Raw genomic sequence first — 16,342 nt, 5'->3', positions numbered from 1 at the left:
CTTAAGCACACCGGGTAAAGCCTGGCATCATGGTTGTGATGCTGGCCAACGTGATACGTGGGAAGAAACAGCACAGCTTGTGTTTTTCCGCGGGCGTTTTTCATTTTTCCGGGGTATTAAGGAGAGTTCAATGGCTAATTCCGCCCGTGGCGCGGTTATTATTCTTGCCACCTGCCTGAGTAGTCAGACGGCGCTGGCCGCGCAACAGCAGCCGGTCGCGGCATTTAACTGGCGCGCGGCACCGACCGAAGAACAGATTGCTACCCTGACCCTGCGCGATGCCATCCTGCGCGCTTTTGCCCGCAACCCGAAAATTTCTGAAGCTGCCGCACAAATTCGTGTTGGCGACGCCGATCTCGATGCGGCGAAAAGCGCGTGGTATCCGCAAATCTCGCTGGCGGCCAGCGGTGGGCGCTCGCAGCAGACCGACTCCGCAGGTAGCCTGAACAACAGCGCTTCTGGCGGCATCACCCTCAGCCAGCTGCTGTATGACTTTGGCCGCACCGGCGGGGCGATTGATGAACAGCACAAGCTCTCTGAAGCCTATCAATATGCCCTTTACGACACCATGACCATCGTGGCGCAGGACACGCTGCAAGCCTATCTGTCGGTCAAGCGCTACCAGGCGCTGGTGGAGGCCGCGCGCGCCAACATTCGCTCGCTGGAGCGGGTGCGCGACATGGCGAAACTGCGCGCCGACGCCGGGCTTAGCTCGCAGTCCGACGTATTGCAGGCGTCAACGCGCATCGCCGGGATGAACGCCAGCATGGAGCAGTATCGTGCGCAGGAGCGCTCGGCGCGCGCGCAGCTGACGGTGCTGACCGGAGTGATGTCCGACAATCTGCCGGAACTGCCGAAGGCACTGCTCAACCAGCAGGTCACGTTGGATAAGATTGCCTATGAGAAAAGCGCTGCGGTGCGCAGCGCGCAGGCCAGGCAGGAAGCGGCGATGGAGCGCTTGCGCCAGGCCTCCTCCAACCACTGGCCGACCATCAAAGTGCAGGCGGGGCGCACCCGCTATGAAAACCAGAGCCGCTCTTACTGGGACGACGAGCTGCAACTGCAGGTCGAAGCGCCGCTCTATCAGGGCGGGCTGGTTAATGCCAAAACCCGCGCCGCCGAGGGCGACCGCGAAGCCGCCGAAGCCGCCATCCAGCAGTCAAAGCTGCAAATCAACCAGAATGCCTCCACTGCTTACGCCGACATGATCGGCGCGCAGCAGCGCCAGCAGGCGGGTGAGATGCAGCTGGACAGCGCGGATCATACGCGTTCGGTCTACGCCGATGAGTACAAACTGAACAAACGCAGCCTGAATGACCTGCTCAGCGTGGAGCAGGATGTCTTTCAGGCCGACAGCGGCCGCCTGACGGCGCTGTACGACGGCTGGGATGCCACGGTCCGCTACGCTGCCGCCGTCGACAATCTGCTGGATATTTTAGGCATCGATCGTGAAGCAAACAGTGGGCAAACGCTGCCGTCGCTGTAAAGCGGCCGTGTGCATGACAACCAGATAAGGCAGTTCTATGACGAAACAAACCGCAACCACCGAAAACTGGATCGATGCCATGCTGCGCGTGGCGGCGCGCTTCGGTAAGCCGGCCGATGGAAAAACCCTGCGTCAGCAGATGCGCTGGTTCGAACACCTCAGCCCGCCTCAGCAGCTGGAGCGCCTGGCCGGGCTGCTCGGTCTGCATCTCACCATGACCCCGCGCGATAAGATCCGCTGGCGACAGGAGGTCACGCCGGTGGTGCTGATCATGGAGAACGGCAGCGTGGTGGTGCTGGAAGCCATCGACGGCGAAGGTAACGCCCGCTACTGGCTGAGCGACGGCGGCGACGTGGTACGCGAAAGCGAGCTGGCGCTGCTGCTGGCCCAGAGCCAGCAGGAGGTCGGCATCGTTGGCGTGGCGGCGCGCGGGCGCGATGCGCGCATCGATGAATTTGTTCAGCCGTATAAAGAGCACTGGTTCTGGCACAACTTCAAAGGAATGGGGCGCCGAATTGGTGAGATCTCACTGGCCTCGATTGTTGGCAACGTGCTGGCGCTGGCCGGGATCCTGTTCTCGATGCAGATCTATGACCGGGTGATCCCCGCACAGTCCGAATCGACGCTGTGGGTGCTGTTCGGCGGCGTACTGATCGCGGCGGTGATTGAATATCTTATCCGCCTGATGCGTACCCAGGTTTCCGATCTGATGGGGAAGCGCATCGACCTGAAAGTCTCCTCCATGCTGTTTGCCAGGGCGATGAACATCCGCAACGAGGCCAGGCCCAAATCCACCGGTTCGTTTATCTCCCAGCTGCGTGAGATAGACCAGGTGCGCGAGCTGTTGACCTCCACCACCGTCGGGGCGGCAGCAGATATGCCGTTTGTCATCCTGTTCCTGTTTATCATGGCGTTTATCGGCGGCCCGCTGGTGATTGTGCCGCTGCTGGCGATCCCGCTGATCGTCATTCCTGGCCTGCTGATCCAGATCCCGATGGCGAAACTGGCAAAAGAGGGGCTGCGCGAAGGGGCGCTGCGCAACGCGATCCTGGTGGAGACCATTGAAGGGATTGAGGATATTAAATCGCTGCAGGCGGAGCCGTACTTCCAGCGCCAGTGGGAGCAGACGCATGAAGTGAGCGCCGCCATCGGCATGCAGCAGCGACTGTGGGGCGCCCGGCTCACCGGCTGGGCCTCCAGCGTGCAGCAGCTGACCTATGCCAGCATGCTGGTATTCGGCGTCTATCTGGTGCTCGACGGCGCAATTACCACCGGTACCCTGGTCGCCAGCAGCATGCTCTCCTCACGCACCATTGCGCCGCTGATGCAGCTGACGATGGTGTTCTCGCGCTGGCAGCATGCAAAAAGCGCGATGAACGGTCTGGACGAACTGCTGAAAAAGCCGCTCGACCAGCCGGAGGAGGGCGAAATGGCGCACTGCCCAACGCTGACCGGGCACTACGATCTGCGCGGCGTGCAGTACAGCTATGAGGAAGAGAACCCGAAAAACGTGCTGACCATCAATCAGCTGCAGATTAAACCGGGGGAGCGCATCGCCATTCTTGGCCGCGTCGGTGCCGGAAAATCGACGCTGCTCAAGCTGCTGGCCGGCCAGGCACTGGCCAGCCAGGGCAAAGTGATGGTCGATGGCGTTGATCTGCGCCGTATTGACCCGGTGGATCTGCGCCGTCAGCTCGGCTGGCTGTCGCAGGATTCACGCCTGTTCTTCGGCACGCTGCGCCAGAATCTGATGCTGGGGAATCCCCACGCCAGCGAGCAGGATATGCTGCAGGCGCTACGCGTCAGCGGGGCGCTGAGCCTGATCCAGCAGGATGCCGCCAGCCTCGACCGCATTATTAATGAGGGTGGGCGCGGGCTGTCCGGCGGGCAGCGGCAGATGGTGATGCTGAGCCGTATGATCCTGCGCCAGCCGCAGGTGGTACTGATGGATGAGCCGACCGCTTCAATGGATGAACAGCTGGAAGAGCATGTGATTAAGCAGATGCAGGGCTGGTTGAGCGGACGCACGCTGGTGCTGGTCACCCACCGCCCGGCGCTGCTGAAAATGGTCGATCGCATTATCGTGATGGACAACGGGCGGGTCATCGCCGACGGCCCGAAAGATGAGATTCTTAAGCGTGCCACTGCTGCCAGCACCCCGCCGGCCGCCACGCCCGCCCGGGGAGATGCCGCATGAGCCTGGTATTGATCGACCGCAGCCTGAAAAAAAATGAACGGCGCACCTCCGCCATTATCTGGATCTGTACCGCTGCGCTGGTGCTCTTTATTGTCTGGGCGCACTTCGCCATTCTTGACGAAGTTACCGTCGGTACCGGCAAGGTCACCCCGCTCAGCCGTGCGCAGGTGATCGAAAGCCTCGACGGCGGCATCGTCGATGAGCTAAACGTGCACGAGGGCAACATCGTGGAGAAGGGGCAGGTGCTGGCAAAGCTCGACCCGACCCGCTTCCAGTCGAACTTCGGCGAGGCGGCCTCCAAAGCGACCACCCTGCGCGCCTCGGCAGAGCGCCTGCGCGCGGAGCTGACCGGCGCACCGCTGCAGTTCAGTGCAGCCACCCTGAAAGAGCCAGACCTGGTGGCGCGTGAGACCCAGCTCTATCAGTCACGGCGCCAGAACCTGACGGAAACCGTTAGCAACCTGCAACAGTCGAAAAAGCTGGTGCAGGACGAGCTGCGCATGACTGAGCCGCTGGTGGCAAAAGGTGCAGCCGGTCAGGTAGAGGTGATCCGCCTGCGGCGGCAGGTCACTGAGCTGCAGGGAAAAATTGACGAAGCGCGCAATGACTACGCGGTACGCGCCCGTGAAGAGCAGGTAAAAAATAACGCCGACCTCGACGCTCAGCTGCAGGTGATGACCGGTAAAGAGGATCAGCTCACCCGCGCCACAATCTATTCGCCGGTGCGCGGTATCGTGAAGGATATCCAGGTCACCACCGTAGGCGGCGTACTGCAGCCTGGCGGCAAGCTGATGGAGATTGTGCCGTTAGAGGATCAGCTGCTGATTGAAACGCGCATTAACCCGCGTGATATCGCCTATATCCGCCCCGGGCTACCCGCCACGGTGAAGGTGACCGCCTATGACTCTTCGATCTATGGCGACCTGCACGGCGAGGTGGAAACCGTGTCGCCGGATACCTTACAGGATGAGGTCAAACGCGATCAGTACTACTACCGCGTCTATGTGCGCACCGACAAAGCCGAGTTGACCAATAAAGCAGGGCGCAAATTCCCTATCGTGCCGGGCATGGTCGCCAATGTTGAAATTAAAACGGGCCAGAAATCCGTCATGGATTACCTGATTAAGCCGCTGAATAAAGTCAAAGAGTCGCTGCGTGAGCGTTAGATATTACGGCCAGGCTTACTGAAAGGGGCAGTTATTTTCGGCGCTTAATTGATTGGCAATTTAGAGAGGAGCACGCCGGATATTTTTCAGTTATCTGGCGTAAATTCCCGGCAAAGCGGGGACTTATTTTGTTGCCGTGGTTAACTTTACCGTTATTGACATTTTTTGACGCTGGGGGAAAAAAAGGCAAAAAAATGCCGGGAACTAAGCCCGGCGGGAATACTAAATGTGGCAACTCATTCGGGGTGAATGAAGGTAATACTGAAATAAAATGATGATAGCGGGGTAATAATACATCCACATGGGTGAAAATTTTTATCATTCAGTGCGCAAGGATAGGTTTCCAGTTAAGTTGATGTAATTATGGACTTATCTTATTTTCTTGTCTTTAGATGCCATAATTTTTATCTATTTGTGCTGTATAAAAGTTCCGCTTAAATTACATTTTGTAATATTTTTACCTTAAATGAAACACTTTCGGAAATTCAGTATCATTTTCCTGATAGATTATTACTCACCTCGGCTTAACATGACACTTCGTGCTCAAATCCATATTCAGCACGCAGTGGCAAATAAGACTTATAATCGAGAGGGTAATAAAATGAAACTTCGCGTTCTTTCCCTGATGGTCCCGGCATTGCTGGTTACAGCATCGGCCGGTGCAGCAGAAATTTATAACAAAGACGGCAACAAACTGGACCTTTTCGGTAAAGTTGACGGCCTGCACTATTTCTCTGACGACTCCGGCACCGATGGCGACCAGTCTTACCTGCGCTTTGGCTTCAAGGGCGAAACTCAGATTTCAGACCAGCTGACCGGTTACGGCCAGTGGGAGTACCAGGCTGCGCTGAACACCGCAGAATCTCAGGGTACGGCAAACAGCTACACGCGTGTTGGCTTTGCTGGTGTGAAATTTGGTGATGCTGGCTCTTTCGATTATGGTCGTAACTATGGCGTAGCCTATGACATCGGCGCATGGACCGACGTGCTGCCAGAGTTCGGTGGCGATACCTACGGCGCGGACAACTTTATGTTCCAGCGCGGTAACGGCATGGCGACCTACCGTAACAACAACTTCTTTGGTCTGGTTGACGGCCTGAACGTCGCCGTACAGTACCAGGGCAAAAACGACAGCGATGCAGAAGTCGCCGGCAACCGCAGCGCCACCGCGCAGAACGGTGATGGCTACGGTCTGTCTGCCACCTATGACTTCGGTCAGGGCTTCAGCGCCGGTGCGGCCATGTTCTCCTCCGACCGTACCAACACTCAGAACAGCGCAGCGCTGCTGGGTAACGGTGACAAAGCTGAGGCTTACACCGGTGGTCTGAAATATGATGCCAACAATATCTACCTGGCCGCGATGTACACCAAATCGTACAACGCCACCCGTTTCGGCAGCACCGACAACCCAGCCGCCTACGGCTTTGCGGATAAAGCAGAAAACTGGGAGCTGGTTGCTCAGTACCAGTTCGACTTCGGCCTGCGCCCATCCCTGGCATACGTGACCTCACGCGGTACCGACATTCAGAACTGGGGCACCCAGAACCTGAAGCAGTACATCGACGTGGGCGCCACCTACTACTTCAACAAAAATATGTCTACCTATGTTGATTACCAGATCAACCTGATGGACAGCAACGACTTCACCGAAGCCGCCGGTATCAACACCGACGACGTGGTGGCAGTGGGCCTGGTTTACCAGTTCTGATCAAAAGGGTCGGCCCGACTGTAGGGGCCGATCGTCTTTTCCGAACGGCCCATCGGGGCGACCTTTTTTCCGGTCGCCCCTGTTCAATATCAACCTGTCTACGCGGCAATCACGCCCGCTTTCTTCTCACTACTCTGATCTTTCGTTGGCAGGTAACTGCCTTCCAGCCCCATCCCACCGAGCGTAAACAGCGAAAAACGCAGCAGGCGACGACGTGCCTGGTTCTCTTTAACCGAATTTTTGTTGCGCATCGTAGTATCCCTCGCGGTCAGCAGAAAACATTTTCTGTCTCCAGCCATGCTTGCAGAAAACGTGCCAGCTAAGCGGGGGCGATTGAGGCGGGATTAAGGTGTGGCAGGGCAGAATAGCTGCGCTAATACGGTGCAGCGCGCACGAAGAGAGTGCCGCAAGGGCAACTCCCCTGGCCAACAGGGGAGCCGGGTTAGCATCAGCGATAGCGCGGGCGATGCAGCTGGCGGGTGTGTGTCTGCTTGTAATGCTTATAGCCCGCAAAGATAATCAGTGCGGTGGAAATCATGAGAAGCGCGAAATAGATCATTATGGCTCTCCTGTTAAGGGTGAAAAAAGGGGGCGGGGATCGGCCCTGTTCAGCCACTATCCTGGTGAGAGCACGCCGCAAGATCAAGGTCTCGAATCTGAGTTTTTCCTGCGAGATAACCCGGATCGGACCAGTTTTTAATTAAGATTACAGGCAAATATGAAGAGTAATTGGCGGTGTTTTTTAAGTTTTATGGTGGTTTGCTTGCTGGCAGCCTGTGACGCGCCTCAGCCATCGAAAGGTCCTGATGGTATGGTACTCGAAGGGCGCACTATGGGAACATTCTGGAGAGTTAGCCTGGCCGGAGTGGCAGCGGATCGGCGCGCGGCGCTGCAAACAGCGGTTCAGCAGCAGCTGGACAACGACGACCATGAGCTGTCGACCTGGAAAAATGACTCGGTGCTGTCACGGTTTAATCAGTATCGCGGTACGGACCCGCAGCCGGTGAGCAACAATATGGCGGATATCGTCACGCTGTCGCTGCGCATTGGCCAGCAGACGCAGGGCGCGATGGATATCACCGTCGGGCCGCTGGTGAATTTGTGGGGCTTCGGGCCGGATAAGCAGCCGGTGAAAACGCCGGACGCGCAGCAGATCGCCGCCGCACGCGCGCTGACTGGCCTGCAGCACTTGCAGGTGATCAACCGCGCCGGGCAGGCCTGGCTGCAAAAAGATCTGCCCGGGCTGTATGTTGATCTCTCTACCGTCGGCGAAGGCTTCGCCACCGATCACCTGGCGCGCCTGATGGAGCGGGAAGGGATCAACAACTATCTGGTATCGGTCGGCGGGGCAGTGCTGACGCGCGGGAAAAACGCGCAGGGCAATGCCTGGCAGGTGGCGATCCAGAAACCGACCGATAAAGAGAATGCGGTGCAGGCAATTGTCGATTTACAGGGCCACGGCATCAGCACCTCCGGCAGCTATCGCAACTATTATGAACTGGACGGTAAGCGCATCTCGCACGTCATTGACCCGGCAACCGGGCAGCCGATTCAGCACAAGCTGGTTTCTGCCACGGTGATCGCCACAACCGCGCTGGAGGCCGATGGCTGGGATACCGGGCTGATGGTGCTGGGTACCGAGCGCGCGAAAGCGCTGGCGCTGCGTGATAAACTGGCGGTGTATCTGATCTACAAGCAGGGGGATCGCTTTGAGAGCTGGATGTCGCCGCAGTTTGCTGCCTTTCTTACCCCGTCCTCCACGCACTGATTAAGGAGAGCCGATGCTCGATCTGTTTGCCGAAGATAGCCCGTGGCAGGAGCCGCTGGCAGAAGGGGCGGTGATCCTGCGCCGTCGCGCCCGCGCACGTTCAGAAGAACTGATGACGCTGGTGGAGCAGGTCGCGGCAGAGAACCCGTTTCGTCACCGCATCACGCCCGGCGGCCACCGCATGTCGGTGGCGATGACCAACTGCGGTGATTCCGGCTGGACCACCGATTCACGCGGCTATCAGTACAGCGAGCAGGATAATCTGAGCGGGCAGCGCTGGCCCGCGATGCCGCCGCTGTTTCGCCAGCTGGCGGTGACCTGCGCGCGCGAGGCGGGGTTTAACGGCTTCAATCCCGATGCCTGCCTGCTCAACCGCTACCAGCCGGGGGCGAAACTGACGCTGCATCAGGATAAAGACGAGCGCGACCTGCGCCAGCCGATTGTTTCTGTCTCGCTGGGGTTACCGGCGATATTTCTGTTCGGCGGCTTCGAACGCGGTGATGCCTGCCAGCGCGTGCTGCTGGAGCATGGCGATGTGGTGGTGTGGGGCGGTCCGTCGCGCCTGCGCTATCACGGCATTTTACCGCTTAAGCCGGGCATTCATCCGCTGGCCGGGGCGTTCCGCTTTAATCTCACCTTCCGCCGCGCCCGCTAATTTCCCCCGCGGCACTCTCCCGAATGAGAATTGTTATTGATATCGTCTTGCTTCTCATTAAACTGCAAGCTGCTTTTTTACCTGCCGGGATGTTTTCATGGAGTTGCTTCACGTCGTTTACAAGCAGTACCGCTGGCCGTTTATTCTGGTGATTGTGCTCAGCCTGCTCAGCGCCGCGCTGGGGATCGGGCTAATCGCGTTTATTAACCGCGAGCTGATCGTCACCTTAAATTCCTCGCTGATGGTGCTGCCACAGCTTCTCGGCCTGCTGCTGCTGCTGATGGCGGTAACGCTTGGCTCGCAGCTGGCGCTGACGCTGCTCGGCCACCACTTTGTCTACCGCCTGCGCGGCGAGTTTATCAAACGCATCCTCGACACCCGCGTAGAGCGCATTGAGCAGATCGGCAGCGCACAGCTGCTGGCCGGGCTGACCAGCGACGTGCGCAATATTACTATCGCTTTTGTGCGCCTGCCGGAGTTAATCCAGGGGATTATCCTGACCGTCGGCTCTGCGGCCTACCTGGCCTGGCTGTCGCCGAAAATGCTGGTGGTGACCGCCGTCTGGGTGGCGATCACCATCATCGGCGGCTGGCTGCTGGTGGCGCGGGTTTACCGCCATATGGCAATCCTGCGTGATACCGAAGATAACCTGTACGCTGACTTCCAGACCATTATTGAAGGGCGTAAAGAGCTGGCGCTCAACCGTCAGCGCGCGCAGCAGATCTTCGACGAGGTCTACAGCGTGGATGCCAAAACCTACCGTCATCACATCGTGCGTGCCGATACCTATCACCTCAGCGCGGTGAACTGGTCGAATATTATGATGCTCGGCGCCATCGGGCTGGCGTTTTACCTCGCCAACAGCCTGGGCTGGGCCGATACCGCCGTGGCGGCAACCTACTCTCTGACGCTGCTGTTCCTGCGCACGCCCATGCTGTCAGCAGTTGGCGCGCTGCCGACGTTACTCACCGCGCAGGTGGCATTTGACAAGCTGAACAGGTTTAATCTGGCGCCGTATCAGGCGGAGTTCCCGCAGCTGCCGGCGGCAAAAAGCTGGCAGACGCTGGAGCTGCGCAATCTGATGTTCCACTACGGCGACCACGGTTTTGCCGTTGGCCCGGTGAACATGACGCTGAAGCGTGGCGAGCTGGTGTTCCTGATTGGCGGCAACGGCAGCGGTAAGTCAACGCTGGCGATGCTGCTGACCGGGCTGTATCAGCCGGTTTCCGGTGAGATCCTGCTGGATGGCAAGGTGATTGATAGCGCGGCGATGGACAGCTACCGCCGCATGTTCTCGGCGGTGTTTACCGACGTGCATCTGTTTGATCGGCTGATTGATGACCAGGGTAAGGCGATCGATCCGGCGCTGGTGCAGAGCTGGCTGGAACGCCTGAAGATGCAGGACAAGATCAAGCTGGAGGGCAACCGGGTGCTGAACCTCAAGCTGTCGAAGGGGCAGACTAAGCGCCTGGCGCTGCTGCTGGCAACCGCCGAACAGCGTGACATTCTGCTGCTGGACGAATGGGCGGCGGATCAGGACCCGCACTTCCGCCGCATTTTCTATCGCGAGCTGCTGCCGTGGTTAAAGGAGATGGGGAAAACGGTGTTTGCCATCAGCCATGATGACCACTACTTCCTGCATGCCGACCGCCTGCTGGAGATGCGTGACGGCGTGCTGAGCGAGCTGACCGGCATTGAGCGCGATGCCGCCACGCTCGACGCGGTAAAACGCACCGATACCGATACCGATACCGCAGCGGGTTCCCCCCCGTAGGGGGCGACCATTTTTTTCGGTCGCCCCGTGCTGCAGGTTTGCACCGGCCGCAATGAAGACCATTTTTTTCGGTCGCCCTCGACGCGGTGAAACGCACTGGTACCGCAACGGGTTGACCGAAAAAGAAGGTCAACCCCTACAAAACAACGTGTTCGCCCCGTGCCGCAGGTCCTACAATACTTTCGCCAGAAAACGCCGGGTGCGTGGGTGCTGCGGCTGGTTCAGCACCTGCCGTGCACTGCCCTGTTCGACAATCTTTCCTTCCACCATAAACACCACCTGGTCCGCCACCTCGCGGGCAAAACCAATCTCGTGGGTCACCACCACCAGCGTGGTGCCGGAGCGCGCCAGCTTTTTAATGGTGTCCAGCACTTCGCCCACCAGCTCCGGGTCCAGCGCTGAGGTGGGTTCATCGAACAGGATCACCTTCGGGTTAAGCGCCAGCGCCCGGGCAATGGCTACGCGCTGCTGCTGGCCACCGGAAAGGTGGCGCGGCCAGGCATCGGCCTTATGGCGTAGCCCGACGGCTTCCAGCAGTTCCAGCGCCCGCCGTTCCGCTGCCTCGCGGCTGAGCTGCTTATGAGCCAGCGGCGCTTCAATAATATTTTCCAGTACCGTCATATGCGGGAACAGATTGAAATTCTGGAACACGTAGCCGACGCCGGTGCGCTGGCGCAGGATCGCTTTCTCCTTCAGCTCGTACAGCCGGTTGCCGCGCCGCTGATAGCCAATATAGTCGCCGTCAATGCGGATAAAGCCCTGGTCCACGCGCTCCAGATGATTAATCGCGCGCAGCAGGGTGGACTTGCCGGAGCCGGACGGGCCGATGATCACCGTCACCGAACCCGGCGTCAGCTCCAGTGAAACATCGTCCAGCGCTTTAAATTTGCCGTAACTTTTACTCACCCCGGCGATGGAGATATGGCCAAGGGTCGGGACGTTTTCCAGTGCAATCGCTTCAGACATGGTTAGCTCCTGATTGGGGTGATGGCGGCGGCGCCCGGCGCAGTGGTTGCGGTGCGCGACCCGGATTCACGCGTGGCGCCGCGTGCCAGCCAGCGCTCAACATAGTGCTGAACGGCGGACAGAACGGTGGTGATAATCAGATACCAGACCGCCGCCACCATCAGCAGTGGGATCACCTGCTGCGTGCGGTTGTAGACCATCTGAATGGTGTAGAACAGTTCCGGCATCGCCAGCACGTAGACCATCGCGGTGCCTTTGGCGAGGCTGATAATCTCGTTGAAGCCGGTCGGGATAATCGCCCGCAGCGCCTGCGGCAGGATAATGCGATAGGTGCGGCGTGAGGCGGGCAGGCCGAGCGCCGCAGCGGCTTCAAACTGCCCCTGATCGACCCCGAGAATGCCGCCGCGAATAATCTCCGCGCTGTAGGCCGCCTGCACCAGCGTCAGGCCAATCACCGCAGTGCTGAACTGGCCGAGCACGTCGATAGTGTGGTACTCAGCCAGCGTTAGCGCGGTAAACGGAATGCCAATCGACAGCGTGTCGTACAGGTAAGAGAAGTTATAGAGAATAATCAGCACCACAATCAGCGGCAGCGAACGGAACAGCCAGATATAGCTGAACGCCAGCCCGGAGAGCAGCCAGGAAGGGGAGAGGCGCGCCAGCGCCAGCCCGACGCCGAGCACGATGCTCAGTACGCTGGCAATCAGCGTCAGCAGCAGCGTCTGCCCCAGCCCGCTGAGGATGGCCGGGTGGAAGAACCAGTGGGCAAACACCGACCACTCCCAGCGTGGATTAAACGCCACCGACTGGATCACCACCGCCAGAATAAACAGCGCAATCGCCGCACCCACCAGCCGCAGCGGATAGCGGGCGGGCACCACGCGCAGGGTTTCAGTCGATTTCATGGGTGGCTCCTGTTGTGGCATGCTGATGCAGCGCTTTGGTAAAGCGCAGGCGGCCATCGTAAGGGGCGCGGCTGTACTCTTCCGGGTCGCGCGTGGTGTCAAACTGCGGCTGATAGCCGTGCGACAGATAGAGGCGCACCGCCTCCGGCTGGCGGAAACCGGTGGTGAGATACACCTGACGATACCCAGCCTGCAGTGCCAGCCGCTCCAGCTCCTGCAGGATTTTCAGCGCCAGCCCCTGGCGACGCAGATCGCCGCGCGTCCAGATACGCTTCAGCTCGGCGGTTTCCGCATCCAGTGGCTTATAGGCGCCCATGGCAATAATCTCGCCGTCGCGCTCCAGCACCACAAACATGCCGCGCGGTGGCAGATACCATTCGGTCAGTTCAACCTCGGCATCGCGCGCAAAAAAGTCGCCGTAGCGCGCGCTGTATTCACCGAAAAGCCCGTCGATAATCGGTTCCAGCTCCGGGGCTTCCGGCGACAGCTGGCGAAATTGTTCATGGCTCATACGGACCTCCGTTAATCGCCCAGACCGGCCGGGTTAATTTCTGAGTGGTCAAGGCGCTCAATGCCTTCGCCCCAGCGGTTCAGCACTTTGTCGTACTCGCCGCCTTTGATCACGCCGTTCAGCGCGGCATTCACCGCCGTCACCAGACCGCTGCCTTTCTTCAGCGTCACCGCGATGTGCGCCGCTTTTGGCCAGCCGCCGTCTACGCTGCCGACCAGTTTGGTTTTGCCGGTCAGCGCCGCTTTCCATGCGCCAATCACGTTCGGGCCGAAGTAAGCATCGGCGCGGCCGGACTGGATCGCCAGTGTCTGCGCGGCATCATCCTTGACGTAGATCGGCGTGAAGGCCTTCAGGCCGTTTTTCTGGTTCTCTTCATCCCACGCCAGCAGGATCGCTTCCTGATTGGTGCCGGAGCCGACAATAATCCGCAGCCCGGCAATATCCGGCGCTTTGGTCAGTGAGGTGATTTTGCTGTCAGATTTGACGTAAAAACCCAGCGAGTCCTTGCGGTAGGTGGCGAAGTCGAACTTCTCTTTGCGCGCTTTGGTCACCGTCACGTTGGTGATGGCCGCATCATATTTGCCCGAGCTGACGCCCAGCGGCCAGTCTTCCCACGAGGTAGGTACCACATTCAGCTCCAGCCCGAGGCTGTCGGCCACCAGGCGGGCGATGTCTACCTCGCTGCCCTGCAGGGTTTTATTGTCGTCGGAGAACAGCGTTAACGGCGGGGAGTTAAGCGCGGCAACCGCCACGGTAAACTTGCCCGGCTGCGCCAGACGCAGATCCTTCGGCAGCAGCGCGACCGCCTGCGGGTTGACCGGCGCATGGATTGGCGCGGCGTTGGCTTCGACGCTGATCCCGGTGCCGTTCACGGTGACGGTTTCGGCGCGTGCCGTGATGCTGAGTAACAGCGAAGCGCTGAGCAGGCTGAGGAGCAGTGTTTTTTTCATAGTGAGTGACTCTTATTATGTGTGCAGATGAAAGTTCGGCAGTTCCCTGCCGGTTAAGCGATCTCGTGTAATGCATCCTGCGCCAGCTGGCTGAAATAGTGCGCAGCGGGGGAGAGCAGGGCCTCGTCCGGGTTAAACGCGGGATGATGCAGGCCAAACTCGCTGGCGCTGCCGATGCTGACAAAGGTGCCGGGGGTATCATGCAGATAGAAGGCAAAATCCTCGCCGCCCATCTGCAGTTCGGCGTGCTGCACCTCGTACCCGGCGCGTGCCGCCACCCGTTTGCTGAACTCGGCCCAGCGCTCGGTGTTGACCACGGCGGGCGGACCCGGGTGCCAGTTGAGTTCGCTGCGCGCGCCAAACCCGGCGGCAACGCCCTCAATCAGCTTCGCGAGGCGCACGGGCACATCACGGCGAATGGCATCGCTGTAGGTGCGCACGGTGCCTTCCAGCACCACTTTTTGCGGCAGCACGTTCCAGGTATTTCCGCCCTCAATACGCGTGACGCTGACCACCACCGTTTCCAGCGGGCTGTAGCTGCGGCTGACCAGCGTTTGCAGAGCCGTGACGATCTGGCTGGCAGTGACAATGGCATCGACCCCTTCCTGCGGGCGGGCGGCATGTGCCCCTTTGCCGTACACCTCGATTTCAAAGCGGTCGACGTTGGCGTAAAACGGGCCGCCGCGCGTGGCGAAGGTGCCGACCGGCAGCTCCGGAGCGTTATGCATGCCGAAGATTGCCGCGACGTTTTGCAGCGCGCCGGCGGCGATCAGCGTTTTGGCCCCGCCGAAGCGCTCTTCCGCAGGCTGGAACAGCAGCCGCACGCGGCCGGGTAAGGTTTTTTCACGCGCTTTTAGCAGCCGCGCCGCGCCGAGCATCACCGAAGTATGCACATCGTGACCGCAGGCATGCATCACTCCGGCGTTGCGCGAACGGAACTCGACCGCTACCACCTCTTCTATCGGCAGGGCATCGATGTCGGCGCGCAAAGCAATCAGCGGCTCGCCCTGACCGATTTCCGCCACCACGCCGGTCGCCAGATCAAACGGCAGCAGGGTGATGCCGTCAGCCCGCAGCCAGTTTTTAATGCGTTCGGTAGTGGCGAACTCCTGATTGGAAAGCTCGGGAAACTGATGCAGCTCGCGGCGCCAGGCGATCAGCTGTTGGGCAAAATCGTGGCTCATAATACGGCCTCCTGCGCGATGGCGGGCTGGCGGCTGGCGAGCAGGCGCAGGGAGGTGAGGCGCGGTACCGCGGCGTTGAGCGGCGTATCGATGATAAATTCCTCGACGCCAAACTGCTGGTGCAGCTGCGCCAGCCGGGCGTGAACCTGGGATGCAGTTCCCTTCAGCACCGCCGATTCACGCGGTTCGATGCGATGCCGGGTAGCACCCGACTGGCGAATAAACGCCTGCGCCTGCTCAAGGTTGCCCACGGTGACGCTCTGACCGTTATCCACATGAACCCGGTATTGCTGCAGGTCCGCTGCCAGCAGTTCGGCTGCGGCCGGGGAGTCGGCGACAATCACCTGTACCGCCAGCAGTGCGGATTTGCCGCCGCTCAGGTCGCGATACGCTGCCAGCGAGCGCTCCAGCTCCTGACGGTCACCGTTCAAATGCGCGGCGAAAACAAACTGCCAGCCCAGCTGTGCCGCCAGTCGGGCGCTGGCTTCGCTGGCCCCCAGCAGAAAACGTTCGGCGGGGCGGGCGGGCAGCGGCGTCGCCAGCAGCTGGTCCTCCTCTTTGCCCGTGGGTCTGGCATTCAGCCAGCTATCCAGCAGCTTGAGCTGGCTGGCAAAATCGCCTTTCTCTTCAGCATGCACGCCAAGCTGCAGGGCTTTGGTCGACAGCGGCAGGCCGCCCGGCGCTTTACCGACGCCAAGATCCACCCGGCCCGGGGCCAGCGCGGCCAGCAGGTTAAAGTTTTCCGCCACTTTATAGGGGCTGTAGTGCTGCAGCATCACGCCACCGGAACCGACGCGCAGGTGGGTAGTGTGCGCCAGAATCCAGGCGATAAGCACTTCCGGCGACGGGCTGGCCAGCGCCTGAGTATTGTGATGCTCGGCCAGCCAGAAACGATGATAGCCCAGCGCCTCCGCCTGCTGTGCCAGGGCTACGGTGCGGGCCAGCGCGGCAGATGCGCTCTCGCCTTCGGCCAGCGGGCTTTTATCCAGTAAGCTCAGTCGGTAAGCCATAATGCATCCTTGTTCAGTTCAGATGCGGGCAATTATTGAAGGGCTGAAGGGGGGCTGTAAAA

The 16,342-nt window shown here is 59.8% G+C and carries 13 protein-coding genes and 1 pseudogene; 7 read left to right on the top strand and 7 right to left on the bottom strand.

Going from position 1 to position 16,342, the window contains the following annotated elements; genetic code table 11:
• Positions 1 to 130: 130 nt before the first annotated feature.
• From ACLI4M_RS02055 to ompC, 4 genes are all read left to right on the top strand, one after another.
• Positions 131 to 1,486, top strand: coding sequence for a TolC family outer membrane protein (locus ACLI4M_RS02055; protein ID WP_133623223.1), 1,356 nt, complete (start codon positions 131 to 133; stop codon positions 1,484 to 1,486).
• 37 nt (positions 1,487 to 1,523) lie between these two features.
• A complete protein-coding gene (locus tag ACLI4M_RS02050) occupies positions 1,524 to 3,683 on the top strand; it encodes a type I secretion system permease/ATPase (protein WP_062818158.1) in 2,160 nt (719 codons plus the stop codon).
• Positions 3,680 to 4,849, top strand: a complete 1,170-nt coding sequence (locus ACLI4M_RS02045; RefSeq protein WP_062818159.1) for an HlyD family efflux transporter periplasmic adaptor subunit — start codon at positions 3,680 to 3,682, stop codon at positions 4,847 to 4,849. The genes ACLI4M_RS02050 and ACLI4M_RS02045 overlap by 4 nt, the downstream gene beginning before the upstream one ends.
• Before the next feature lie 601 nt (positions 4,850 to 5,450).
• Positions 5,451 to 6,557: a porin OmpC gene (gene ompC, locus ACLI4M_RS02040; protein WP_099754255.1), complete on the top strand. Its 1,107-nt coding sequence runs from the start codon at positions 5,451 to 5,453 to the stop codon at positions 6,555 to 6,557.
• Positions 6,558 to 6,655: 98 nt separating this feature from the next.
• On the opposite strand, the gene ACLI4M_RS02035 is transcribed toward ompC, so the two are convergent.
• Positions 6,656 to 6,808 carry a hypothetical protein gene (locus ACLI4M_RS02035; RefSeq protein WP_166643170.1) on the bottom strand — a complete coding sequence of 51 codons (153 nt, stop codon included), beginning with the start codon at positions 6,806 to 6,808 and terminating at the stop codon, positions 6,656 to 6,658.
• 467 nt (positions 6,809 to 7,275) lie between these two features.
• Between ACLI4M_RS02035 and apbE the strand changes: the two genes are divergently transcribed.
• The 3 genes from apbE to ACLI4M_RS02020 all read left to right on the top strand — a co-directional run bounded on the left by apbE (position 7,276) and on the right by ACLI4M_RS02020 (position 10,754).
• The gene (gene apbE, locus ACLI4M_RS02030; RefSeq protein ID WP_048915481.1) at positions 7,276 to 8,325 is read left to right on the top strand and encodes an FAD:protein FMN transferase ApbE; all 1,050 of its coding nucleotides are present in this window, start codon (positions 7,276 to 7,278) and stop codon (positions 8,323 to 8,325) included.
• Between the two features lie 13 nt (positions 8,326 to 8,338).
• The gene (gene alkB, locus ACLI4M_RS02025) at positions 8,339 to 8,980 is read left to right on the top strand and encodes a DNA oxidative demethylase AlkB (protein WP_133623224.1); all 642 of its coding nucleotides are present in this window, start codon (positions 8,339 to 8,341) and stop codon (positions 8,978 to 8,980) included.
• 97 nt (positions 8,981 to 9,077) lie between these two features.
• Positions 9,078 to 10,754, top strand: a complete 1,677-nt coding sequence (locus ACLI4M_RS02020) for a multidrug ABC transporter permease/ATP-binding protein (RefSeq protein WP_133623225.1) — start codon at positions 9,078 to 9,080, stop codon at positions 10,752 to 10,754.
• Positions 10,755 to 10,925: 171 nt separating this feature from the next.
• Here the strand turns inward: ACLI4M_RS02020 and ACLI4M_RS02015 are convergent, their stop codons facing one another.
• From ACLI4M_RS02015 to ACLI4M_RS01990, 6 genes and pseudogenes are all read right to left on the bottom strand, one after another.
• Positions 10,926 to 11,720: an amino acid ABC transporter ATP-binding protein gene (locus ACLI4M_RS02015; protein WP_133623226.1), complete on the bottom strand. Its 795-nt coding sequence runs from the start codon at positions 11,718 to 11,720 to the stop codon at positions 10,926 to 10,928.
• A 2-nt stretch (positions 11,721 to 11,722) separates the two neighbouring features.
• Entirely contained in the window at positions 11,723 to 12,625 is a 903-nt protein-coding gene (locus ACLI4M_RS02010) for an amino acid ABC transporter permease (RefSeq protein WP_048915485.1), read from the bottom strand.
• Positions 12,612 to 13,136: a GNAT family N-acetyltransferase gene (locus ACLI4M_RS02005; protein WP_048915486.1), complete on the bottom strand. Its 525-nt coding sequence runs from the start codon at positions 13,134 to 13,136 to the stop codon at positions 12,612 to 12,614. The genes ACLI4M_RS02010 and ACLI4M_RS02005 overlap by 14 nt, the downstream gene beginning before the upstream one ends.
• A gap of 11 nt (positions 13,137 to 13,147) precedes the next feature.
• Positions 13,148 to 14,098, bottom strand: a pseudogene (locus tag ACLI4M_RS02000) (ABC transporter substrate-binding protein); the annotation flags it as partial.
• Positions 14,099 to 14,139: 41 nt separating this feature from the next.
• Positions 14,140 to 15,270 (bottom strand): M20 peptidase aminoacylase family protein, encoded by a 1,131-nt coding sequence (locus ACLI4M_RS01995; RefSeq protein WP_133623227.1) that lies wholly within the window; start codon positions 15,268 to 15,270, stop codon positions 14,140 to 14,142.
• Positions 15,267 to 16,280 carry an MsnO8 family LLM class oxidoreductase gene (locus ACLI4M_RS01990; RefSeq protein WP_133623228.1) on the bottom strand — a complete coding sequence of 338 codons (1,014 nt, stop codon included), beginning with the start codon at positions 16,278 to 16,280 and terminating at the stop codon, positions 15,267 to 15,269. The genes ACLI4M_RS01995 and ACLI4M_RS01990 overlap by 4 nt, the downstream gene beginning before the upstream one ends.
• Positions 16,281 to 16,342: the final 62 nt, after the last annotated feature.

The sequence above is a fragment of the Erwinia sp. LJJL01 genome (assembly GCF_047300805.2).
GTDB classification, from domain to species: domain Bacteria; phylum Pseudomonadota; class Gammaproteobacteria; order Enterobacterales; family Enterobacteriaceae; genus Erwinia; species Erwinia aphidicola.
Note: the sequence above shows the minus strand (reverse complement) of the source record. Positions and strands in the feature narration are given on the sequence as shown.